The sequence below is a fragment of the Rhizobium sp. YTUHZ045 genome (assembly GCF_051124255.1).
In the GTDB taxonomy this organism is placed as follows: domain Bacteria; phylum Pseudomonadota; class Alphaproteobacteria; order Rhizobiales; family Rhizobiaceae; genus Rhizobium.
This window is the reverse complement of the sequence record NZ_CP101432.1, coordinates 3,219,441-3,242,808: the sequence shown is the minus strand read 5'-3', so window position 1 is coordinate 3,242,808 and position 23,368 is coordinate 3,219,441. Positions and strand designations below refer to the sequence as shown.

Here is a 23,368-nt window from a genome sequence, read left to right as displayed (position 1 = left end):
TATGGAGGCCGGGCGGCGGCAGGCGCCGCCCGGATGTTCATGCCAGGCTCAGAGACCGCTGTTTTCGGCGGCCGATTTCAGCGCGTCCTCGGGGGTGGACTGGCCGAGCAGCGATTCCTGGATCGCCTGCTGCAGCGCGGTCGACAGCTCCTGATATTTCGGCGTCGTCGGGCGCGGATACATGGCGGCGAGGCCGATCTTGGCGGCGGCTATCAACTCTTCCTGCCCCTTGGTGACGGCAGGGTCCTCATAGGAGGATGCCCAGATCGGCAGGCTGAGCTTGGCATAGGCATTCTGCGTGGCCTGCGAGGTCATGAAGGTAATGTACTTCCAGGCCTCATCGGGATGCTGGCTGGCGGAGGTGATGCCGAGGCCCATCGAGCCGTTGACGGCCGAAGCTTCGCTTTTGCCGGCAACGCCTGGCGCCGGCACGACGCCGACCTTACCAGCAACCTTGCTGTCCTTCGGGTCGTTGGCCATGTTGTACATGTAGGTCCAGTTCAGCGCGAAGGCGGCATCGCCGTTCTGGAAAACCTTGCGGACGTCCTCTTCTAGGAATTCCTTGGAGTTCGGATTGGTCAGGCCTGAGGTATAGCTCGCGACCATGTATTTTAGCGCATCGAGACCGCCCCCGGTCTGGAAGGCCGGCTTGCCGTCCTTCAGGAAATCGCCGCCATAGGCGCTGACGAGCGTGGTGTAGTCGCAGATGGCGGCTTCGGCCTGCGACCAGCTCCAGGCGATCGGCGTGGAGAGCAGACCCTTGTCCTTGATGGTCTTTGCCTGTTCGGCCAGTTCGTCCCAGGTCTTGGGTGGCGCCTTGATGCCGGCCTTCTCCAGGACCTCCTTGTTGTAGAACAGATATTTGGTATCGAGGATCCACGGCATGCCGTAATATTTGCCGTCATACTGCACGGTGGTCCAGGCGCCCGGCAGCACGCCTTTCTTCATCTCGTCGGTGATGCGGGAGGAGACGTCGACCAGCACCTTGTTGGTGGCGTATTCGGCCGGCCAGATGACGTCGAAGAGGACGACGTCGTAACCGCCGCCGGAACCCTGGGCCAGCACCGTCTTATCGTGCAGGCCTTCATAGGGGACGAATTCGAGATTGACCTTGATATCCGGGTTCGCCTTGACGAAGGCATCGGTCATGGCGCGCACATCGGCCTCGCTGTAAGCGGCCTGCGCCATGAAAAGTGCATTCAGCGCCGTTTCGGCGAAAGCATGCGGAGCAAAGGATGCGCCGATCAAGGCCGCACCCAGAAGCGTCTTATTGAGAGATTTCAGCATTGCAGCCTCCAGTTTTTGAAATTTACGCATGACCGAGGGCGGTTTCGCCGCCATCGATTTTCGAGAAGGCACGCGTGAAAAAGCGTGCCGGGTCATCATCTCTGAGCGTCTTTGGATGCCCTTCGCGGCCTCCTGCGTTCCCTGGAACTCTCCGGTCCCTATTAAGTCAAATGTCTTGACTTAATACTTCGCCAACATTCTACTGGAGTCAAGAGGCAATTGACACATGAGCGACATCAGGCCGATCCGAGCCAAGAGCGGCACCAATCACGAAGGCACCAGCGCGCATAACAGGCGCGTGATGATCGATGCGTTGAGGATCAATGGTGCGCTCTCACGCGCCGATCTGGCGCGGGCGACGCGGCTGACCAAGCAGACGGTGTCGAATATCATCGAGGAGCTCGAGCGCGATGGTCTCGTCGGTTCGCAGGAGGCTGTGCGCAAGGGCAGAGGCCAGCCCTCGACGCCCTACGGCCTGGTGCCCGAAGGCGCTTTCGCGATCGGCCTGCAGATCGACCGGCACGTGACGCGGGCGGTCGCCGTCGACCTCGTCGGCAGCGTTCTCGTACGCGCAGAAGCCGGACTGCCGCCCGGAGGTCCGGCGACGGGAACGAAGGTCATTCTCGATCTCGTCGCCGGTGTGCGTTCCAGGCTTGCCGGTATCGTCCAGCAGTCGGAAAAACGGCTGGTCGGCCTCGGCGCCGCAATGCCTGGCCCGTTCGGCATGGAAGGCAGCGGCGACGATCCCTGGATGATGGAGGCTTGGCAGAAGTTTCCGCTTCTGGAAACGCTGAGCGACGGCACCGGCCTCGATGTCAGTCTTCAGAACGATGCGGCAGCGGCTGCGACCGCCGAGCGCATGGTGGGAGCCGCCCACGGCATCGACCATGCCGTCTGTCTGTTCGTCGACTACGGCATCGGCGCCGGCCTGATCCTGAATGGCGAGCTCTATCGCGGCGCCAACGGCAATGCCGGCGAGATCGGCATGGCGCTGCTGTTTGCCGACGGCAAAATGACGCCGCTCGAACATCGCGCCTCGCTCGCCTCGCTCTACCAGCACCTATCGGCCGATCCGGCCGATCCCGATCTCCATGCGCGCATCAACGAGCTTGCCTCCAGCGGGGATCCAAGCATCGAGGCCTGGATCGAGGCGGCGGCGGCGGACCTGCGCTGGAGCATCCATCTCATCGAAACTGTCTTCGATCCGCAGACGGTGATCCTCTGCGGCAGCGCACCGGAAGCGCTGGTGAACAGGCTGATTGCAGCGATCGGCCCGCTGCTGCCTTCGATCGCCGAGAGGCGCGGCCGGATGCTGCCACGGCTGCAGCCCGGCATGGCCGATCCCTGGTCGGTGGCGCTCGGGGCGGCCGCCGGCCCGATCAGCCGTGCATTCGATCCGCGCTTTGCTGCAATTTTGAAGGATTCTCTGTGATTTTCGGGCTGAAACCGGGCGTTGCACAGCAGTGCAACGATAAAATGCAAACGTTTTTCGCAAGTTTCGTTGTCTCGGCCGCGCGAATAGGGATGCCTTCCGGCAATATAAGTAAATATTGCAAACTCTTAAAAATGAGGCTTATTCGAATATATATGCATATATCTGACAATATGTTTAAGGATGTCTCAAATATTCTCTAAATACTTCTCCTGGTGTTTCGAATAATGATTGCATGTCATTTTTGTGACAACTAGAATTCGAACATTTCATGTCATGTAATATTCATTGGCAGCGGCAATTTGAACCAGCTAAATGGGCGTGCGCTTAAAGCGCGCCCTTTCTACGTTGGAGGTTCTCATGCAAGCCAAGCTTCTCGGCGCCGTTGGCGCCCTTCTCGCCGCAGCGTTTCTTGCTGGGCCCGCTGCCGCCGCCGAAAAGACCAAGATTGACTTCTGGTTCGGCAATTCCGGGGACATCGCAAAGCGTGTCCAGGAACAGTGCGATCGCTTCAACCAGTCGCAGGCCGATTATGAAGTCGTCTGCACCAGCCAAGGCAGCTATGACGCTTCCCTGCAGAACACGATTGCCGCCTTCCGCGCCGGCAAGCAGCCGACCATTGCCCAGGTTTCCGACGCCGGCACGCTCGACATCATGCTTTCCGGCGCCTTCTACCCGGCAAACCAGCTGATGACCGACATGGGCTATACGGTCGACTGGAAAGACTACTTCTCCGGTATCGCAAACTACTATGCGACGTCGAAGGGCGAGATGTATTCCTTCCCCTTCAACTCGTCGACCGCTCTGCTCTATTGGAACAAGGACGCCTTCGCCAAGATCGGCAAGGACCATGCTCCAGCCACCTGGCAGGAAGCCGGTGAAGATTTCAAGGCCTTGAAGGAGGCCGGCTACGCCTGCCCGCTCGGCTTCGATATCTCCAACAACGAAGTCTGGCAGTACATCGAGCAGTTCGAAGCCGTCAACGGTGAAGCGATCGCCACGAAGAAGAACGGTTTCGAAGGTCTCGATGCCGAGCTGGTGTTCAACAAGAACCCGCTTCTCGTCAGCTACATCAAGGATCTCAAGTCCTGGTACGACAACAAGCTCGCCATCATCAAGAACAAGGCCGTCGGCCAGACCTTCGTCGAAGCCTTTGCTGCCGGCGACTGCCAGGTCATCCTGACCTCCGTCGGTGACCATGGCAATATAGGCCGTACCGCCAAGCAGGGCATGAACTGGGGCGTGGCAATGCTCCCGACCTATGGCAATGCAACCCGTCACAGTTCCTTCGTCGGCGGCGCTTCGCTCTGGGTCTTGAAGGGGCATACCGATGCCGAATACAAGGCTGCCGCTGCCTTCTTCAACTTCATCGCCAAGCCGGAAGAAGCGCTGACCTGGTCGACCGTCACCGGCTATATCCCGGTTCGTAACTCCGGCTTCGAATATCTGAAGAAGCAGGGCTTCTACGAGAAGGCGCCCTATGCCGGCCGCGAGCTCGCCATCCAGAGCCTGACCGCATCGCCGGCTGACGATACGGCTCCGCACGGCATTCGCCTCGGCGGCCTGCTGCAGGTCCGCACCGAGATCGCCAACGGCCTGCAGGCAATCTTCGTCAACAATGCCGACGTCCAGGCTTCGCTCGACGGCGCTGCCGATCGCGGCAACCAGCTGCTGCGCCGCTTCCAGCAGACCTACAAGAACGTTCAGCTTCCCTGATCGTCCGATATGCGCCGCCCCCGGCCTGCCTTGCGGACCGGGGGCATCCTTGTACATTCATACCGGGGCTGCGGAGGCGAACTCGCCGCCCGTGCTTAAACCAGACCAGGTCGAAAACGATCACCCATGGAAAAGCGCGTCACTTTCTCCTCGACGACGATCGGATTGCTCTTCGCGTTTCCGATGCTGCTGCTGATCTTCGTCTTCTTCTATTGGCCGAGCGCGCAGGCGCTTTATTGGGCGTTCACGCTCGAGCAGCCATGGGGCGGCGGCAATGCCTGGGTCGGCTTTGACAATTTCAAGCAATTGCTCAGCGACCCGATCTATTGGGATTCGATCAGCCGCAGCATGGTTTTCGCCTTTAGCTCGACGATCATTGCCATGGGGTTTGCGCTCGTCCTGGCGCTTTTGACGGATCGTGAACTGCGCGGCCATAAAATCTATCGGTCGGTCTTTATCTGGCCCTATGCGATCGCTGCTCCCGCTCTCGGTCTCGCCTTCCGCTTCATCCTGGCGCCGGAGGCCGGCCTTCTCTCCGTTATCAATCACGTCTGGCCTGGCCTCTGGAACCCGGCGCTCGACGGCAAGGACGCGATGATCGCCGTCATCATCGCTTTTTCGTGGAAATATATCGGCTATAATTTCATCTTCTTCCTTTCAGCGCTTCAGGGCATCCCGCGTTCGCTGATCGAAGCGGCCGCCATGGACGGCTCCGGGCCGCTGCGCCGCATGTGGGACCTCCAGTTGCCGCTGCTGACGCCGACCTTATTTTTCCTGCTCGTGATCAACATCACCGAAAGCTTCCAGGATTCCTTCGGCATCGTCGACGTCATGACGCAGGGCGGTCCGGCCCGGGCGACGGAACTGATGGTCTACAAGATCTATTTCGACGGCTTCAGGGGGCTCGATTATTCGGGCGCCGCCGCCCAGTCGATCATCCTCATGGCGCTCGTCGTCCTTCTCACCGTCTTCCAGTTCCGCTTCATCGAGCGGCGCGTGCACTACAAGTGAGGCCGCTGACATGATCGAACGCACGCCGATATTCAATTTAGTCTGTTATACGCTTCTGGCGCTCGGCATGGTGATCGCACTTCTGCCTTTCGTTATCGTCATCATCGCATCGACGCTCGATCTGGAGACGGTCAACCGGGTGCCGCTGCCGCTCACTCCGGGTTCGCATTTCTGGGAAAATGCACAAGCTGCTTGGGTCCGCGCCGATCTCGGCAACAAGCTAGTTCACAGCATCATCTTTGCGACCGCGGTCGGCGCCGGCAAGGTGATCCTGTCCGCCATGGCCGCCTTCTCGATCGTCTACTTCCGCTTCCGCGGCCGGCATCTGATCTTCTGGATCATCTTCATCACGCTGATGCTGCCGCTCGAAGTCCGCATCGTGCCGACCTATTCGATTGCGGCCAACGCGCTGCAGCCGTTCCAGGCAATCCTCGACGTCACGGGAATTACCGCGCTCGTCGCCTGGGTGTCCGGCATCCAGATCAAGCTCGAATGGGGGCTGTTGAATTCCTATACCGGACTCGTGGCGCCGCTTGTGGCCACCGCCACCGGTACCTTCCTCTATCGCCAGTTCTATCTGACCGTCCCCGACGAGCTCGCCGAGGCAACAAAGATGGACGGCGCCGGCGCCGTCCGTTTTTTCGTCGATATACTGCTGCCGTTGTCGCGGTCGAATATGATCGCGCTTTTCACCATCATGTTCGTCTGGGCCTGGAACCAGTATCTCTGGCCGTTGCTCGTTACCACCGATCCGAATTTCGGCATTGCGGTGACGCAGCTGAAGACCCTTATCCCGTCCGAATTCGGCCTGCCTGACTGGAACGTCGCCATGGCCGGTACACTTATCATCATGTCGCCGCCGTTGCTGCTCGTCATCCTGATGCAGCGCTGGTTCGTGCGCGGCCTCATCTCCACCGAGAAGTGAAGGAACAGTCCTGTGGCACCGATCTCAATCCGTGATGTGAAGAAGAGCTACGGCAAACATCCTGTCGTTCATGGCGTTGATCTGGAGATCCAGTCCGGCGAATTCATCGTCATCCTCGGTCCGTCCGGCTGCGGCAAGTCCACGCTGCTGCGCATGATCGCCGGACTGGAGGAAATCAGCGGCGGTGAAATCGCCATCGACGGCCGCGTCGTCAACCAGCTCGAGCCGCGCGAGCGCGGCTGCGCCATGGTGTTCCAGAACTACGCGCTCTATCCGCATATGACCGTCGCCGAGAATATCGGCTATGCCTTGAAGGTTGCGGGCGTTGCGAAGGCGGAACGCAATCGGCGCATCGCCGAGGTCGCCAAGGCGCTCAGCCTCGAACCTTTCCTCGACCGCCGCCCGGCCGCGCTTTCCGGCGGCCAGCGCCAGCGCGTCGCCATGGGGCGCGCGATGATCCGCGAACCGAAGGTGTTCCTCTTCGATGAGCCGCTGTCGAACCTCGACGCCAAGCTGCGCATCGCCATGCGCGCCGAGATCCGCCGCCTTCACCGCCGTCTCGGCGCCACCTCTATCTTCGTCACCCATGACCAGACCGAGGCGATGACGCTGGCCGACCGGCTGGTGGTGATGAACGGCGGCAGGGTGGAGCAGGTCGGCACGCCGGAAGAGGTCTATCATCATCCGGTCTCGCGCTTCGTCGCCGGTTTTGTCGGCACGCCGGCGATGAACCTTCTCGAAGGCACGATCAACGACGAGGGCGTCTTCGTCTACGACCAGAGTCGCAAGATCGCGCTGCCGCGCGAACGCGCCGCGCCGCTGAAGGGCAAACGCGTCGTGCTCGGCATGCGCGCCGAGGCGGCCCGGTTGGTGGCCCCGGATGCGCCCGGCGCATTGGTGGCGACGGCCGATTTCATCGAAGAGCTCGGCGCAAGCCGCGTCGTTCATGCCGATTTCGACGGGCTGCCCTTTGCCGTGGCGCTGACCGAGGCCGTGACCGTGAAATCGGGGGATCCGATCGGTATCGCGATCGATCACAATGCGATCCACCTCTATGCCGCCGATACCGGCCGGATCATCGAAAACCCGGCGGTGAACAGCGCCGGCGCCGTTCACGCCTGAGCGGCGTCAGCGGTGGATGGGATCGATCCAGGCGACGTCTTCCGGTTTCTCGACCGGTTCGATATCTAAGTTGACGACGACCGGTTCCTGGCCTGAGCGAACGAGCACGCATTCCAGCGTCTCGTCGCGGCTGGCATTGATCTCCTGGTGCGGCACATAGGGCGGAACATAGATGAAGTCGCCGGGGCCGGCTTCGGCGGTATATTCCAGACGCTCGCCCCAGCGCATGCGGGCCTTGCCCTTGACGACGTAGATGATGCTTTCGAGATCGCCGTGATGGTGGGCGCCGGTTTTCGCATTGGCATGGATCGTCACCGTGCCCGCCCAGATTTTCTCTGCGCCGGCACGGGCATGGTTGATCGCGGTCGCGCGGTTCATGCCCGGAGTCTGCGCGGTGTTCGGGTCGAGCGAATTGCCGGGGATGACCTTGACACCGTGTTCGCGCCAGTCGATGTGAGAATGCTGGTGGTCGCCGCTCATGCCTAGCCTCCGCCTTGATCGGATCAGTCTAGGCGGGACTACCGCGACGGCCAAGCGGATTTACCTTGATGTAGCAGAAAGAGCGGAGCCGATGAGCCACCTCCCGCAGATCGATTACGACACCGCTTCGCCTGAGGTTCGCGCGGCGCATGATGAAGAAATCAGACTGCGCGGACGCATGACCAACATGAAGCGGACGCTCCTCCATTCGCCGGTCGCCCATCGCATCTACGCCGAATGGTTCACGCTGCGGGCCGAGCTCGATCCTGTCATCAGCGACCGCGAGATCTGGATCTTCTCGCATGCGATCTCGAAGGCGGCGAAATCGAAGATTGCCATCACCTTCTTTCGCAGGGCGCTGATCAACAAGGGGTTTGATCCCGATGCTATGGAATTTTCCGAAGCGGAGGCGCTGCTCGATGCCTTCGGCAGGGCTGTTGTCGCCGATTCAAACGCCGTTCCGGCCGAGCTCTGGGAAAGGCTGAAAGAACGCTACGAAACCAAGGCGCTCGTCGATCTCGTCGCCTTCGCCGGCATCATGCTGGCGACCGCTGTCTTCAACAATGTCGTCGAGGTCGAGTTCGACCCGGAGCTTGAGGCCTTCGCAGAAGGCACCGGCTCCTAGCCGTTTAGCGAGGCGATCGCGGCTTTGACCGCGTCCGCGCCGGCCCTCGTTGGCCGGTATTCAAGGCCGACGGCGCCGTCATAGCCGTTGGCGAAGATCCAGTTGAGGCGATGGGCGAGGTCGATGCCGCCGGAGGCCGGTTCGTTGCGGCCGGGATGATCGGCGACATGGACGTGGAAAACACGGTCGAGGCGGCCGTCCAGCACGTCTTCGGTGCGTTCGTCCATCACGGCGGAATGGTAGATGTCGTAGACGATGCCGATCTCGGGGCGGCCGACGTCAGCGACGATGTCGAGGCCTTCGCGGGTCGAATCGAGGAAGTAGCCGATATGGTCGATACGGATGTTGAGAGGTTCTACGCCGAGCCGCACGCCGCTCCCTTCCAGGATATCGGCGCCTGATTTCAGGGTGTCGGTGAGGGCCACGCGCTGTTCGTCACGGCTGAAGCCGGCGAGATCGTCGCCGGCCTGGGCGATCAGCACCGGCGCGCCGAGGCGTTTGGCGACTGCGACTGATTCCGCAAGGCCCGCCAGCCAAGCCTGCCGGTTGGCGGCATCGGTCAGTGCGATCATCGGCTCGGCTACGAGGCTGGTGACGGCAAGGCCGGTTTCCTTCAGCGCTGTCTCGATCGCATCCAGATCCTTGTCGGTCCAGCGCCAGAATTCGATCGCCGTCAGGCCGCCGGCATGGGCGCGGCGGATGCGGTCGGCAAAGCTGTCGCCCTCTTCGGCAAACAGCCATTCTATGCAGGCCGAATAACGCCGCATGAAAATTCCTCCCGGTGCGGATGCAGGCTGCGACAGAACGGATCCTGCCGCAAGAGGCGTTTGGGTGCTTGACGCCCGGATTCATTGGCGGAACACTCATCCCTAATCTAGGGCCGGGATCGCTGGCCGCTTCGGGAGGAAGATATGGATCTGGGATTGAAGGGAAAGATCGCCGTCATAACAGGCGCGTCGGTCGGCATCGGGCTCGCGATCGCCGAAGGGCTGGCGGCTGAGGGCGCAGACCTCGTTCTGGCGGCGCGCGGCGGCGAACGGCTGGAGGCGGAAGCCGTCCGCATCGCCGAGAAATTCGGCGTCAGCGCCGTCGCTGTCGCCGCAGATGTGGCGACGGTTGAGGGAACCGAGGCGATCATTGCGGCGGCTGCCGAAAAGGGAGGCGCCGATATCCTCATCAACAATGCCGGCACCGGATCGAACGAGACCGTCATGGAGGCGCCTGATGAGAAATGGCAGGCCTATTGGGACCTGCATGTGATGGCCGCCGTCAGGCTTGCGCGCGGCATCGCACCGCAGATGAAGAAACGCGGCGGCGGGGTGATCCTGCACAATGCCTCGATCTGCGCCGTCCAGCCGCTCTGGTACGAGCCGATCTACAATGTCAGCAAATCGGCGCTGATGATGTTTTCGAAGACACTCTCGACCGAGCTCATCCAGGACAATATCCGCGTCAACTGCATCAACGCCGGCTTGATCCTGACGCCCGACTGGATCAAGACCGCCAAGCAGCTGACGGCCGAAAGCGGCGGAAACTGGGAAGGCTACCTGCAGAGCGTTGCCAATGAACATGCCGCCTCCAAACGCTTCGGCACACCGGAAGAACTGGCGAATGTCTTCGTCTTTCTGAGTTCGGAGCGGGCGAGCTATTGTATCGGATCGACCTATTTCGTCGATGGCGGCATGCTGAAGACAATTTGATCGAAGCTGCCGCAAAGAGCCGACCGGGGACGTTGCCGATACAAGCTATAAATATTAGCTATTTTGTTGTATCTTCACGATTTCGACGTTATTTGGCTGCTATTGACGGGCGCAAATATTTCGGTTTCCAAAAGGCGACGACGATGCTGACGAAGAAGGGAAAATACGGCCTCAAGGCCTTGGTCGATCTGGCGCGTCTGGCGCCGGGCGAGACCGCCTTCATCAATGACGTCGCAGCGCGGAACAATATTCCGAAGAAGTTTCTCGACACGATCCTGCTCGAACTACGCAATGTCGGTATCCTGCGTTCAAAGAAAGGCCCTGGCGGCGGGTATTCTCTCTCGCGGCCGGCATCCGAGATCCGTATCGGCCATGTCATCCGCACGCTCGATGGTCCGCTCGCGCCGATCCGTTGCGCCAGCCGCACGGCTTACGAGGCGTGCGACGACTGCGCCGACCCGGAAACCTGCCAAGTGCGGCGTTCGATGACCGATGTTCGGGACGCGATCGCCGCCATTCTGGACAATATGACCCTCGACCAATTCGTCGCCGCCGGTGGCCGCATTGAAGACACCGGGGATGAACTGCCGATCTCCGCCGCCAGCTGAGACGCTTCGTTTCATGTGGTCTGCGTTACTCACAGGGCGCCATGCTGTGATCGTTCAGCGCTCATCTTGACATATGGTCGCCGGCGCGGTGCAGCAATCGATCGCGCGGCAGCGACAGCGCGTGGATACGTGCATTGCGCCAATGGCGGTCGAGATTGAGGCCGATGCCGGTTGACGCTTCGCCCGCAAGTTCGAACAGCGCATTTGCGGCGCTAAGGGCCGTTTCCCCGGCAGTTATTGCGGCCGCCGAGGCAGAAAAATAGGCGTCCGCCATCGCCGCCTCTACAGGATTGACCTGGGCAATATCGAGTTTGCGGCCCGCCCGCTCCAGAGCTGCCGCCGTGATTTCGATGCCGACAGCGTGTTCGCCGAGCCGGGAGGGGAAGACGGTGCGATCGCCAATAGCTGTCATCAGGTCGGCCCATGCGGCTCGCGCGATGCCGAGGCCTACGCCCGCCTTAAGCAGCAGGCCGAGCGAAATGCCCGTCGAATATGCGGACGAGGGGGCCGGCGCGATTGTGCCGGCAGCGACATGCACTGCGCCGGCGATCGTCGTTGCCGACCCATTGGTGCGCTGACCGAAACCGTCCCAATCATCGACCACCTGCACGTCCTCGCTGTTGCGGCTGAAGTAAAGCGTCACAGGGCGGCCGGGCGGAAGTGTGAGGTCAGCGGCAATCCAATCGGCGTAGAGAATACCGGGCGCCTGCCGCATCCGTCCGCTCAGGCGGTACCCCGATCCTTCGGGCGACAGCTCGCTGCCGTCGGCAACGGTTGCGCCGGCGAAGCGGTCGCCGAGCAGCACACGGGTAAACAGCGATGCCTTCAGACCCTCGGGCGCCTGGGTGCGGAGGGTTTCCAGGACGGAAAAGTGATTTTCCAGGGTCTCGCCGATCGAGGCGTCGGCCTCGGCAATAATCGCGATGATTTCGGCAAGCAGGGCGTTCGGCACGTCGAGCCCTTCATGTTCGGGCGGAACAGAGATTGCCGTCAAACCCGAGACCGACAGCGCGTCGAGCTCGGCAAAAGGCAGGATGCGGCTGATATCGCGCTCGCTTGCCTGGTGACGGAATGTGTCGGCGAGGTTGCGAGCCGTGGATATCGCCTCCTCTTCATTTTCGATGCGGCGTGCCGGCGGCCGGATGCGGTCTTGAAACTGCGATACTGTTCCCATCGCTCACTCTTTCCTCGACGGGTGACAGGAGTGAGGGATTTTCCTCCGGATGATAAGAACGGTTTTTCCAGAAAAACCCAAAGCTTCGAATTTTCTCACCAACTTGATCGCCTCGCCTTGCACTCTACTTATGGTTAACCGGGCTATCCAATCGAGGAATATGATGGGTGAAGCACTTGCTCGCCATAGCGAGGTTTGGAAAATGGGGCGCCAGCCGAGACCGCGCCTGACGCTGGATATCGCCGAGATTCCAACTTATGCGATCGGCGACATTCACGGCCGCTACGACCTGCTTCTGAAGGCTGAGGAGGCGATTCTGCAAGATGGCGCGCGATTGCCCGGGCAAAAGCTGATCGTGACGCTGGGTGACTATATCGACCGGGGCCCGGAATCGGCACAGGTCATCACTCACCTCATGGAGCCGCCGCCTGATGGTTTCGACCGTATCTGTCTTGCCGGTAATCACGAGATCGCCATGCTCGATTATGTCGACGGCTGGCTCCCTTATGACGACTGGATGCGGATGGGATCGGCGGAATCGCTTAAATCCTATGGGCTCGATCCGGAGCATCTGCCGCTCGTCTTCCCCTCCGGCGCGCAGCTCGACGCCTTTCTGCGGCAGTCGCTGCCGCATACGCATATCGATTTCATGCGGGCGCTGCCGATCATGCTGGACACACCGAGCGTGGTGTTCGTGCATGCCGGCATCGATCCGATGCTGCCGCTCTCCGCGCAGACGGAGGAGGACCTGGTCCTTATCCGCCACCGCTTTCTCGAAAGCAGGGTTCCTTTGCCGAAGCTCGTCGTGCACGGCCATACGCCCAGCGACGAGCCCGACATTCGCCCGAGGCGGCTCAATCTCGATACACGCGCCTTTCGCAGCGGCAAGCTGACCGTCGCACGGTTCTGGCAGGGCCGGGTGCATCTGTTTTCCACCTGACATCGTCCCAGCACGAGGCTGTGTCATAAAGCGCGTCGCAATCTTTCAGATTCTCCCCTGCGCTTGGGTCTTAGTTTTCAAACATGTCGTTGCCGCAAAACCGCTGCACACTTTTTGCGCGACAGGCTAGAGTGATCAGACTGTCTCCCTTTCGGCCGGAACGGCTTCGACAGGCCTTTCAACCAAGCGGCTGCGGCGTCGGCCGCGCAGCACGACGTAGAAGACCGGCGTCAGGAACAGGCCGAAGAGCGTCACGCCGAGCATGCCCGAGAAAACGGCTGTTCCGAGTGACTGACGCATTTCGGCGCCGGGGCCGGTGGCGATGGCAAGCGGCAGAACGCCGAAGATGAAGGCGAATGCCGTCATCAAAATCGGGCGCAGGCGAAGATGGCTGGCCTCGATTGCGGCCTCCACCGGCGATTTGCCTTCCTCTTCCGCCTGTCTTGCAAATTCGACGATCAGAATGGCGTTCTTCGCCGCCAGTCCGATCAGGACGATCAGGCCGATCTGGGTGAGGACGTTGTTGTCCATGCCTCTGAGCCACACTCCAATCAGCGCCGCGAGTACAGCAAGCGGAACGATGAGAATGATCGCAAGGGGCAGAACCCAGCTTTCATATTGGGCGGCCAGCGCCAGGAAGACGAAAATGACGGAGAGGGCGAAGATATAGACGGCGGTGTTGCCGGTATGAGTCTCCTGATAGGCGAGTTCCGTCCATTCGAAAGTCGTTCCCGGCGGCAGGATCTTGGCGGCCAGTTCCTCCATCTTTTTGATGGCATCGCCGGTCGAGGTGCCGGGCGTCGGATTGCCTTGGAGCGGCACCGAGACATACATGTTATAGCGCTGGACAAGCGCCGGTCCGCTGGAATCCTGAATGTCCATCAGCGTTCCCAAAGGCACGAGCGCACCGGTGGCCGAGCGCACCTTCAGGGCGAGGATGTCTTCCTTGTCCATCCGGTATTGTCGGTCGGCCTGGGCGCGGACCTGGTAGACACGGCCGAACGCGTTGAAATCATTGACGTAAGCGACGCCGAGATTGACCGAAAGCGCATTGAAGATATTGGGGATCGGCACGTTCAGGAAGCGCGCCTTGTCGCGGTCGATCGACAGGAAATATTGCGGACTGGCATCGGAGAACGTCGTAAAGACACCGGTGAGACCCTCGGTCGTAGCCGCCGCCCCCATCATCTGGCGGGCAAGGCCGAGCACGCGCGTCATATCAGGGTTTTCAAGATCGGAAATCTGCATCTTGAAGCCGCCGGAGTTGCCGACGCCGCGCACGGACGGCGGCGGGATGGCAATGATGAAGGCTTCCTGGATGCTCTGCAGCTTGCCGAAGAGTTCGCCGATGATCTTGTTGGCGTTCTCTCCGCCTTCCTCGCGTTCGGCAAAGGATTTGAACGGAACGAAGACAACGCCCGAATTCGAAGCATTGGTAAACGTCGCTCCGCTGAAGCCGGCAAACTGCACGGCGTTGCCGACGCCGGGCACGGTTCGGGCGATATCGCCCACCTTCTTGACGACTGCATCGGTACGCGCAAGCGAGGCACCGTCGGGAAGCTGCACGACGATGATCGCGTAACCCTGGTCCATAGTGGGGATGAAGCCCGAGGGAACCCTGGTGCTCATGTACCATGTTGCGCCCAGAAGGGCGGCAAAGGCGAGCATCGAGCAGGTCAGGCCTACCCAGCTTCTGACAAGGTGCCGGACAATCCATGAGTAGCCCGAACTCATCCGGTCGAAGCCGCGATTGAAGCCGCTTGCAAGACCTGTCCCCAGCCGTGAGGCGATGCTCTTGCGCTTCGTCTGGTGATCATGGGCTTTCAGCAATATGCCCGCGAGGGCCGGCGAAAGCGTCAGGGAGTTCAAGGCCGATATGGCAGTGGTGACGGAGATCGTCACGGCGAACTGCCTGTAGAACTGGCCCGATATACCGGGGATGAAAGCCGTCGGCACGAATACCGCGATCAGGACCAACGAGATCGCCACGACAGCGGTTCCGACTTCGTCCATCGTCACGTGCGACGCCTGCTTCGGCGTCATTCCGCGCGCCAGATTTCGCTCGACGTTTTCCACCACCACGATCGCATCGTCGACGACGATGCCGATCGCCAGCACGAGGCCGAAGAGCGTCAGCATGTTGAGCGAAAAGCCGAAGGCGAGCAGAACCGCGAAGGTGCCGATCAGCGATACGGGAATGGCGACGATCGGTATGATCGCGGTCCGCCAGGATTGCAGGAAAACCAGAACGACGATAGCCACCAGGATGGCCGCTTCGGCGATGGTTCTATAGACCTCGTTGATCGAGTCCGAGATGAATTCGGTCGTGTCGTAAACGATGCGATATTCCAGGCCTTCCGGGAAATTCTGGGAAATATCCTTCATCAGCGTCTGGACCTGGTGGGCCGTGTCGAGTGCATTGGTTCCCGGCCGGGCGAAGACGCCGAGCGCGACCGCAGGGTCGTTGTTGAGATAGCTGTTGGTGACGTAGTCCTGGGCGCCAAGTTCGATGCGGGCTACATCCTGCAGCTGCACGAGCCGGCCTGCTCCCGTCGATTTGACGATGACATAGCGGAACTCGCGCACATCGGAAAAGCGCCCGTCCGTTCGCACCGTATATTCGAACGCGTTCCTGCCGGTCACCGGCGGTGCGCCGATCTTGCCGCCCGATACCTGGACGTTCTGGTCCCTCAAGGCCGAAACGACGTCGTCGGACGTCATGCCGTAGGCGGAGAGCTTTTCCGGATCGAGCCAGATGCGCATCGAATACTGGCGTTCGCCGAAGATCTGCACGTCGCCGACGCCGTCGAGACGCACGAGCACGTCGCGGATGCGGTTGCGGGCGTAGTTGGAGACGTAGAGCTGGTCGTAGCGATGCGATGGCGACAGGAGGTGCACCACCATCATCAGGTCGGGCGAGCTCTTGTCCGTGGTCACGCCGAGGCGCTGGACTTCCTCGGGAAGGCGGGGAAGGGCGATGGAAACGCGGTTCTGGACTAGGACTTGCACCTTATCTAGATCGGTGCCGAGCTTGAAGGTGATCGTCAGCGACATGGCGCCGTCGGCGCTGGAATAGGAAGACATGTAAAGCATGTCTTCGACGCCGTTGATCTGCTGCTCGAGTGGGGTCGAAACGGTGTCGGCGATGGTCTGCGGGTCGGCGCCCGGATAGGAGGTGCGCACGACGATGGTGGGCGGCGCGATCTCCGGATATTGAGAGACCGGCAGCTGCGTATAGGCGATGCCGCCGACGACCAGAAAGAGGATGGAAATGACGGCCGCGAAGATCGGCCGGTCCACGAAAAAGTGCGCAAATCTCATTGTCCGGTCTCCGCATTCGCGGATTCGGGCGCAGTGTCCTGCCGCTCCTGCGGCAGCTCGCTCATCTGCGGCGTGATGGTCGAGCCAGGCCGGGCGCGCATCAGCCCGTTGACGATGATCGTCTCGTTGCCGTCGAGGCCTTCACGGATGACGCGATAGCCGTAGAGCCGCGGTCCGGGCCTCACGGGCTTGGTCGAAACCTTGCCTTGCGCATCGACCACATAGACGACACGTTCATTCTGGTCGGAGCCGATAGCCTCGTCCGGGACGAGGATGGCCTTGTATGTATTGGAGGCTGCGACCTGCACACGGCCGAACAGGCCCGGCTGCAGGACGAGATCAGGATTTGCAAGGCGGGCGCGGATGCGGATGGTGCCGCTCTCGTTGTCCACCCGGTTCTCGGCAAAATCGAGCTTCCCCATAAAAGGTTTGGCGGTCGGATCGGAGATCGTGACGGATACGTCGACACCGCCGCCTCCGAGCTGCAGGTCCTTGCCCTGCTTGCGTGCGGTGTCGGCGAAATTCAGCAGGCGGCGCTCGTCGACATCGAAATAGAAGTCGATTGGATCGAGGGAGACGATCGTCGTGAGCACCGTCTGGTCGGCCTGCACGAGATTGCCGGTCGAGAGCAAGCGGCGATCGATACGGCCGCTGAGTGGCGCCCGGATCTCGGTATATTCGAGATCGAGAGCCGCGCGGTCGGCCGCGGCCTGAGCGCCGCGGACATTGGCCTCAGCGGAATCGAATTCGCGGCGGCGATCGTCGAGCGTCTGCGCGGATTGGCTGCCGCTCGAAGCGAGAGACTGGGCGCGCTTGTACTGAGCGTCGGCGAAGACAAGAGTGGACTGCGACGCTTCAAGCGTGGCCTTTGCCTGGTTGAGCGCGGTGACGAACGGCCGCTGGTCGATGACGAAAAGCAGGTCGCCCTGTTTGACCAAGGCGCCGTCCTCGAAATGGACTTCCTGTAGGTAGCCCCCGACGCGCGAACGCACGGAGACTTCGTCGACCGGCTGGAAACGGCCGATGAATTCGTCATTGTCGATGACATCGCGCACCACCGGCTTTGCGACCGTGACAGGGGGAGGGGCGGACGGTGCGCCCTGCGCCATCGCGACCAGAGGCATGAACGTGGCGATGCAGCCGAGCATCAATATCCGTCGAAGCGCGAAAGTCATAATCGGTCCCTCCAATCGCGATGGCCGATCGACTGCCACCGAACTTAAGATGAAGTGATGCTATTCATGTCTTGCTGCTTTGAACGAAGGCCTTGCCTCCGTGATTTCCCCCGGCGTTCAATTCTGGAAAGGAAGGCCGGCATGCAATGCAAATCGGAAAAATCGTAACGCTATGAAACTGGATATAAACGGCAGCGGCGAAAAATAGCAAATGCCAATTGGCTGCCGTTCAGCGATCCGTCAAAACTCATGGGCGGCGTCAGCTCTCGACGATTTCGTCGCGGCCGGGCGGCAGGACGGCGAGCTCTGCCCAGTCGAGCTCCTGTTCCAACGCATGGAAAACATCGTCATCAATCTCGTCGGCACGACGCATCTCCGCCAGTTTTCGGCGTTTCGCGGCGATGACGCTGCGGCGCTGCCTATCGAGCCTGCTGACTTCGCGCGGGTGTCTTCCGTCGGCAGCAATCTCACGCTCCGAGGTGTAAACGTCGCGCAGGATTCGGGTGGATTTGTCCTCGCCTTCAAGCTCGGCAAGAGCCGCGTCGATCAATGCCACGCGGGCTTTGGTGAGATCGCGGTTCAGGGATTTGTCCGGATCGAATTTCAGGAAGCGGATCAGCGGCCCGAGCGTCAGCCCCTGGACAATGAGCGTGCCGAGAACGACGGCCAGCGCGCTGAGCAGGATAATATCGCGATCATGGAAGTCGATCGGCAGGGCGAGCGCAGTTGCGAGCGTGACGAGACCGCGCATGCCGCACCAGCCGGCAAGCAGGCTCGCAGCAAATGAGGGAGCGGCTTGTGTCGTGAGACCGCGCTCGGCAAGAAAGGTGATGGCGCGGTTATAGACGAGCACCCAGGCTAGGCGCACGAATGACGGTGACAAAGACCGCGGTTGCCAAGCTGATCGCAAAACTCAGCCGGCCGGGATCGAGATCGAGGACGATCTGGCGGACCTGCAAGCCCATCAGCAGGAAGGCGAGCACGTTAAGCAGGAAAACCGCGGCTTCCCAAACCGAATAGGAATGAATGCGGTGGCGGGCCGTCTGCCGCTCCGGCATGTAGCGGGCGATCACCATGGCATATGCGACGATCGCCAGGATCGCCGAAAGGTGCAGTCGCTCGGCGATGATCCACGTGCCGAACGTGGCGACGAACTCGAGCAATGTGCCGCCGAGCGTGCCAGCGAGCTTCAGACCAACGATCATGTAGAGACGGCCAAGAAGATAACCGAGGATGAGACCACCCGGCGCTGCCAGCGTCAATTCTGCCAGAATGCTGGTCAGGAAGGCGGGGTTGGTGGCGGCCGCCACTGCGGCGCTGAAGATGAGGAGGGCGACGGCATCGTTGAGCAGACTCTCGCCCTTGAGAATTACATAGGTCTGACGGGGCAGATTGAAGCGGTCGAGCATGACGGTCGCCGCGACCGCATCCGGCGGCGCCACGATGGCGCCGAGTGCGACGGCCACGGCAAGCGGCAGACCGGCCATTGCGACGCCGACTGCGGCAACGGACGCGGCCGTCAAAATGACGGCGATTGCGGCAAGCGAAAAGAGCGGCAGCCAGTTGCGCCTCAACGTCCTCGGCGGCAAATCGTAGGCGGCGTCGAAAAGTACGGGTGCGATGAAGAGCGCCAGCGCAAGCCTGGGATCGATCGCCACCTCCGGAGCCCACGGGAAAGCAGCGACAATGATGCCGGCGATTGCCAGCATGGTGGGATAAGGCACGCGGAACTTCCTGGAGAATTGCAGGAAGATGATCGCCACCAAGAGCAGCGTCAGCATGCTTTCGAAGAACGCCATAGGCCCTCCAGACCATTTCAGCGGATAGTTCTTGCCAGAAACTAGGGCCAGGCGATGCCACGGCCACCGTTCGAGCCTAAAGCTGTGAGGGACGGCAAGCTGCCGGCTGCGGGCTGCGGCATTTTGGCTCCGGTTGCAGAATCTGCGGCTTACGCTCTTGTGCGAGCGCCTGCGCTCAATATATGTGAGCACATCATAAGTATGCTTATAAATATCCGGCATAGGTTTCCATGAACGCCACGCCCACACTCGGATTCCTTCTCCACGATGTCGCACGACTGCTGCGCAAGCGCTTCGAGCAACGCGCCAAGTGTCTTGGGCTGACCCGTTCGCAATGGCAGACGCTCGCCTATCTCTCGAATAACGAGGGCATCCATCAGGGCGGCCTTGCCGAAATTCTCGAAGTCGAGCCGATCACGCTGGTGCGTATTCTCGACAAGCTCGCTGAACGCGGGCTCATTGAGCGCCGCCAGCATCCGACTGACCGGCGGATCTGGCTGCTCTACATGCGCGACGAAGCGCATCCTCTGCTCGCCGAAATGCGCGAACTTGGCGATGTGACCCGCGCAGAGGCGCTGGAAGGTGTCTCGGTCGAGCAGCGTGAGCAGCTTTTCCACATCCTGTCCATAATGAAGACCAACCTGGTCCAGGCATGCCGGACCCCGGTTGACGAGAATGAGATGAACGATGGCTGATCAATCTCCCCTCCGCGTCGTTGCCGACGCCAATGCAAAGTCACCTATTGAAGAAAATGAAGCGAAACAGCAGGAAACGGTAGCCGAAGCGCCTTCATCCAGTTCAGCGCCGGCTGTCGCCGTGGCTGCGCCTGGCGGCAACAAGGTCCGCCGCCGGCGCAGTCTCACGCGGCCCGTTCTCTTCGCCCTGCTGCCGGTCGCGCTCGTTGTCGGCGGTTATTATTACGTCAATGGCGGTCAGGTGATGTCGACCGACAACGCCTATGTCCAGGCCGATATGGTCGGGGTCACCACGGATGTCTCGGGCATCGTCGACCGGATCGACGTGCATGAAAACGAGGCGGTCAAGGCGGGGCAGGTGCTCTTCAGCCTGAGGGCCGATTCCTTCAAGATCGCGCTCGACGGCGCCAAAGCGCAGCTCGGCGTGCAGCGCAATCAGATCATGAACCTCAAGGCCAGCTATCAGCAGTCGCTTGCCGAGATCACGCAGGCGCAAGCCGATCTGCCCTATTACCAGGATCAGTTCGACCGGCAGCAGGCCCTCGTCAACAACGGCAGCGCGACGCAATCCGCCTATGACGAGGCCAAGCACAATCTCGAGGCCGCTCAGCAGAAGGTTGCCGTCGCCAAGGCGGAAGCAGCAACGACGCTCGCCCAGCTCGGCGGCAGGGCCGACCAGCCGGTCGAGGAAAACCCGCTCTACCTGCAGGCCAAATCGCAGGTCGACAACGCCCAGCGCGAGTTCGACCACAGTGTCGTCAAGGCGCCCTTCGACGGCATCGTCACCAATGTCAACGCGCTGCAGGTCGGCTCCTACCTGCAGGCCTCGCAGCAGGCCTTCTCGCTCGTCGCTACCGACCATTTGTGGATAGCCGCCAGCCCGAAGGAAACCGAGCTGACTTACGTCAAGCCTGGGCAGTCGGCCGAGATCCATGTCGACACTTATCCCGGCGTGAGCTGGAGGGGCAAGGTCGAGAGCATCAGCCCGGCTTCGGGTTCCAGCTTCTCGCTGCTGCCGGCGCAGAACACCACCGGCAACTGGGTGAAGGTCGTGCAGCGCATTCCGATGCGCGTCAGCATCGAGGATGCCGCAGGCAAGCCGCCGTTGCGCGTCGGCATGAGCACGGTCGTCGATGTCGATACCGGCCATGCCCGCGGCCTGCCCGATTTCGTCAACACGCTTCTGGGCCGGCCTCAGGGCAAGGACCATGAGTAACGCTCCCGCATCTCCGGCGACCCGGGTCGCCAATCGCGGCGCGATCACGGCCTGCGTCATTCTCGCCGTCATCATGCAGGCGCTGGACACGACGATCGCCAACGTGGCGCTGCCCTATATCCAGGGCAGCGTGTCGGCCTCCGCCGACCAGATCAATTGGGTGCTCACCTCCTATATCGTTGCGGCGGCGATCATGACGCCGCCCTCCGGTTTCCTCGCCGCCAAATTCGGCCGCAAGCGCGTGCTGCTCGTCGCTATCGCTGGCTTCGTGGCCGCCTCCGTTCTCTGCGGCCTGGCACAATCGCTGAACCAGATCGTTGCCTTCCGCCTGCTGCAGGGCCTGTTCGGCGCCTCGCTGGTGCCGCTTTCCCAGAGCATTCTCCTCGACATCTATACGGTGGAGGAACGCGGCTCGGCCATGGCGCTTTTCGGCGTCTCGGTCATGGTCGGGCCGGTGCTCGGCCCGGTCATCGGCGGCTGGCTGACCGACAATATCAGCTGGCGCTGGGTGTTCTATATCAACGTGCCGATCGGCGCGCTCGCCTTCATGGGCATCGTCGTCTTCGTTGCCGAGACCAAGCGGGATGCACTCGCCAAACTCGACTGGTTCGGCTTCGGGATGATGAGCCTGTTCATCGCCGCGCTGCAGCTCTTCCTCGACCGCGGCGAGCAGCTCGACTGGTTCTCTTCGGGCGAGATCATGGTCGAAGCGATTGTCTGCGCCGCCGCCTTCTATCTGCTTCTGGTGCACACGCTGACCGCAGAGAAATCCTTCGTCAATCCGAAGCTGTTTCTCGACCAGAACTTCACGGTGAGCATGATCTTCATCTTCGTGGTTGGCGTCACCTACCTCGCCTCGCTGGCGCTGATGACCCCCTATCTGCAGACGCTGATGGGCTATCCCGTCATCACCGCCGGCATCGTCATGGGGCCGCGCGGGCTCGGCACCATGCTCTGTATGTTCATTGTCGGGCGGCTGATCGGCAAGGTCGATACGCGCTTGCTGCTGGTGCTCGGTCTCGGCCTGACAGCCTGGGCGATGTACGATATGACGGGATGGACGCCTGATGTTTCGCAATGGACGATCGTCTCGGTCGGCTTCATCCAGGGCGCCGGCCTCGGCTTTCTCTTCGTGCCGCTGACGACGATCGCCTTCGCGACGCTGCCCGCCCAAATGCGTGGCGACGGCACCGGCCTCTACAATCTGTCGCGAAACATCGGCTCGGCGGTCGGCATCTCGATCGTCTCGGCACTGATCGTCGAGAACACGCAGAGCAATCATGAGTCGATCGCCGCCTATGTGACGCCTTTCAACCACGCCTTCAATGCGGCCGCGGCGCAGGGGTTGAGCCCGCTCACGGCCGCCGGCCGCGCTTCGCTCAACGAGATGATCACGCTGCAATCGACGATCATCGCCTATATGGACGATTTCAAGCTCTTGATGTTGATGTCGCTCGCGGTCATTCCGCTGGTGCTGTTGCTGCGCAAGCCGAAGGCCGCGCCTGCCGTCGACCACAGTGCGGTCATGGAGTGATCAGCGAAACGGCTTGCTGAGATATCGCGATCCCTGAATGCCGAAGCGCCATGGTGCTTCGGCATTTTTGGTGATGCCGATGCGTTTGCCAGCGACGATCGGCACCGGCGCGGAGGGTGTCAGCGCGTAAGGCGAGCGGTCGAGCAGCCTGTCGTTGATTTCGATGTCGATGCCGAGCGCCTGGCAGAGCTTGCCCGGGCCGCTGCAGAGCGCCGTCAGCATATCAGTGCCGCGCCGCTCCGTCATAGCGGCAATTCCCGTTTCCGGCTCGAGCGCCCGGATCAGCACGGCCGAGCCCGGATGACAGACGAAGTTCAGGCACCAGTACATGCCGTAGATGCGGTAGATGTAGACATTGCCGGGCTGGCCGAACATGGCGCCGTTGCGCCTGGTGGGCCCTCGAAAACTGTGCGAGGCTTCGTCATCGGGGAAATAGGCTTCGGTCTCGGTGATGCGGCCGCCGGCGCCATCCACGCTCAGATGGCAGCCGAGCAGGTCGCGGGCCACGGTGATCGCGTCGCGCTCGAAAAACGCCCTGAGGCCTTCGCCGGCAAGCGCGCCGGCGCCGATCGCGCCCTTTGTCATTCCACCATCGGTCATAACCGAGC

General features: G+C 61.3%; 19 protein-coding genes and 1 pseudogene. 12 read left to right on the top strand and 8 right to left on the bottom strand.

What is annotated here, in order from left to right:
- Nucleotides 1-48: 48 nt before the first annotated feature.
- Entirely contained in the window at nt 49-1,287 is a 1,239-nt protein-coding gene (locus tag NMA58_RS16175; protein WP_430958596.1) for an extracellular solute-binding protein, read from the bottom strand.
- 226 nt (nt 1,288-1,513) lie between these two features.
- Here NMA58_RS16175 and NMA58_RS16170 point away from each other — a divergent pair, with 226 nt between their 5' ends.
- The 5 genes from NMA58_RS16170 to NMA58_RS16150 all read left to right on the top strand — a co-directional run bounded on the left by NMA58_RS16170 (nt 1,514) and on the right by NMA58_RS16150 (nt 7,493).
- Nucleotides 1,514-2,719: an ROK family transcriptional regulator gene (locus NMA58_RS16170; protein ID WP_434711208.1), complete on the top strand. Its 1,206-nt coding sequence runs from the start codon at nt 1,514-1,516 to the stop codon at nt 2,717-2,719.
- Nucleotides 2,720-3,079: 360 nt separating this feature from the next.
- Nucleotides 3,080-4,435: an extracellular solute-binding protein gene (locus NMA58_RS16165; protein ID WP_085779232.1), complete on the top strand. Its 1,356-nt coding sequence runs from the start codon at nt 3,080-3,082 to the stop codon at nt 4,433-4,435.
- A 126-nt stretch (nt 4,436-4,561) separates the two neighbouring features.
- Nucleotides 4,562-5,446 carry a carbohydrate ABC transporter permease gene (locus tag NMA58_RS16160; protein ID WP_183699029.1) on the top strand — a complete coding sequence of 295 codons (885 nt, stop codon included), beginning with the start codon at nt 4,562-4,564 and terminating at the stop codon, nt 5,444-5,446.
- Between the two features lie 10 nt (nt 5,447-5,456).
- The gene (locus NMA58_RS16155) at nt 5,457-6,371 is read left to right on the top strand and encodes an ABC transporter permease subunit (RefSeq protein WP_430958593.1); all 915 of its coding nucleotides are present in this window, start codon (nt 5,457-5,459) and stop codon (nt 6,369-6,371) included.
- A 12-nt stretch (nt 6,372-6,383) separates the two neighbouring features.
- Nucleotides 6,384-7,493 (top strand): sn-glycerol-3-phosphate import ATP-binding protein UgpC, encoded by a 1,110-nt coding sequence (locus NMA58_RS16150; RefSeq protein WP_434711205.1) that lies wholly within the window; start codon nt 6,384-6,386, stop codon nt 7,491-7,493.
- Between the two features lie 6 nt (nt 7,494-7,499).
- Here NMA58_RS16150 and NMA58_RS16145 read toward each other — a convergent pair whose 3' ends face one another.
- Nucleotides 7,500-7,973 carry a cupin domain-containing protein gene (locus tag NMA58_RS16145; RefSeq protein ID WP_434711203.1) on the bottom strand — a complete coding sequence of 158 codons (474 nt, stop codon included), beginning with the start codon at nt 7,971-7,973 and terminating at the stop codon, nt 7,500-7,502.
- 91 nt (nt 7,974-8,064) lie between these two features.
- Here NMA58_RS16145 and NMA58_RS16140 point away from each other — a divergent pair, with 91 nt between their 5' ends.
- Nucleotides 8,065-8,598 carry a hypothetical protein gene (locus NMA58_RS16140; RefSeq protein ID WP_434711201.1) on the top strand — a complete coding sequence of 178 codons (534 nt, stop codon included), beginning with the start codon at nt 8,065-8,067 and terminating at the stop codon, nt 8,596-8,598.
- Here NMA58_RS16140 and NMA58_RS16135 read toward each other — a convergent pair.
- Complete coding sequence (locus tag NMA58_RS16135) at nt 8,595-9,365, bottom strand: TIM barrel protein (RefSeq protein WP_434711199.1); 771 nt, start codon at nt 9,363-9,365, stop codon at nt 8,595-8,597. The genes NMA58_RS16140 and NMA58_RS16135 overlap by 4 nt on opposite strands.
- Before the next feature lie 144 nt (nt 9,366-9,509).
- Between NMA58_RS16135 and NMA58_RS16130 the strand changes: the two genes are divergently transcribed.
- On the top strand, nt 9,510-10,298 hold the full coding sequence (locus NMA58_RS16130) for an SDR family NAD(P)-dependent oxidoreductase (protein WP_183699041.1): 789 nt from the start codon (nt 9,510-9,512) through the stop codon (nt 10,296-10,298).
- A gap of 143 nt (nt 10,299-10,441) precedes the next feature.
- A complete protein-coding gene (locus NMA58_RS16125; protein ID WP_085780172.1) occupies nt 10,442-10,906 on the top strand; it encodes an RrF2 family transcriptional regulator in 465 nt (154 codons plus the stop codon).
- A 61-nt stretch (nt 10,907-10,967) separates the two neighbouring features.
- On the opposite strand, the gene NMA58_RS16120 is transcribed toward NMA58_RS16125, so the two are convergent.
- Nucleotides 10,968-12,080, bottom strand: a complete 1,113-nt coding sequence (locus NMA58_RS16120) for a monooxygenase (protein ID WP_434711196.1) — start codon at nt 12,078-12,080, stop codon at nt 10,968-10,970.
- A 202-nt stretch (nt 12,081-12,282) separates the two neighbouring features.
- On the opposite strand from NMA58_RS16120, the gene NMA58_RS16115 reads away from it, so the two are divergent.
- A complete protein-coding gene (locus NMA58_RS16115; RefSeq protein WP_430958588.1) occupies nt 12,283-13,020 on the top strand; it encodes a metallophosphoesterase family protein in 738 nt (245 codons plus the stop codon).
- A 135-nt stretch (nt 13,021-13,155) separates the two neighbouring features.
- Here the strand turns inward: NMA58_RS16115 and NMA58_RS16110 are convergent, their stop codons facing one another.
- From NMA58_RS16110 to NMA58_RS16100, 3 genes and pseudogenes are all read right to left on the bottom strand, one after another.
- Nucleotides 13,156-16,341 (bottom strand): efflux RND transporter permease subunit, encoded by a 3,186-nt coding sequence (locus NMA58_RS16110; RefSeq protein ID WP_430958587.1) that lies wholly within the window; start codon nt 16,339-16,341, stop codon nt 13,156-13,158.
- Nucleotides 16,338-17,516: an efflux RND transporter periplasmic adaptor subunit gene (locus tag NMA58_RS16105; protein WP_183699049.1), complete on the bottom strand. Its 1,179-nt coding sequence runs from the start codon at nt 17,514-17,516 to the stop codon at nt 16,338-16,340. Before NMA58_RS16105 ends, NMA58_RS16110 begins: the two co-directional genes overlap by 4 nt.
- Before the next feature lie 259 nt (nt 17,517-17,775).
- Nucleotides 17,776-19,315: pseudogene (locus NMA58_RS16100) on the bottom strand (cation:proton antiporter).
- A gap of 230 nt (nt 19,316-19,545) precedes the next feature.
- Between NMA58_RS16100 and NMA58_RS16095 the strand changes: the two are divergent.
- From NMA58_RS16095 to NMA58_RS16085, 3 genes are read left to right on the top strand one after another with little or no spacing between them, the layout of a single operon-like run.
- Complete coding sequence (locus NMA58_RS16095; RefSeq protein ID WP_430958584.1) at nt 19,546-20,010, top strand: MarR family winged helix-turn-helix transcriptional regulator; 465 nt, start codon at nt 19,546-19,548, stop codon at nt 20,008-20,010.
- Nucleotides 20,003-21,226 carry an HlyD family secretion protein gene (locus NMA58_RS16090; protein WP_430958583.1) on the top strand — a complete coding sequence of 408 codons (1,224 nt, stop codon included), beginning with the start codon at nt 20,003-20,005 and terminating at the stop codon, nt 21,224-21,226. Before NMA58_RS16095 ends, NMA58_RS16090 begins: the two co-directional genes overlap by 8 nt.
- Nucleotides 21,219-22,760: a DHA2 family efflux MFS transporter permease subunit gene (locus NMA58_RS16085; protein WP_434711193.1), complete on the top strand. Its 1,542-nt coding sequence runs from the start codon at nt 21,219-21,221 to the stop codon at nt 22,758-22,760. The genes NMA58_RS16090 and NMA58_RS16085 overlap by 8 nt, the downstream gene beginning before the upstream one ends.
- Here NMA58_RS16085 and NMA58_RS16080 read toward each other — a convergent pair whose 3' ends face one another.
- Nucleotides 22,761-23,360: a DNA-3-methyladenine glycosylase gene (locus NMA58_RS16080; RefSeq protein WP_430958639.1), complete on the bottom strand. Its 600-nt coding sequence runs from the start codon at nt 23,358-23,360 to the stop codon at nt 22,761-22,763. It lies immediately after the preceding gene.
- Nucleotides 23,361-23,368 lie beyond the last annotated feature (8 nt).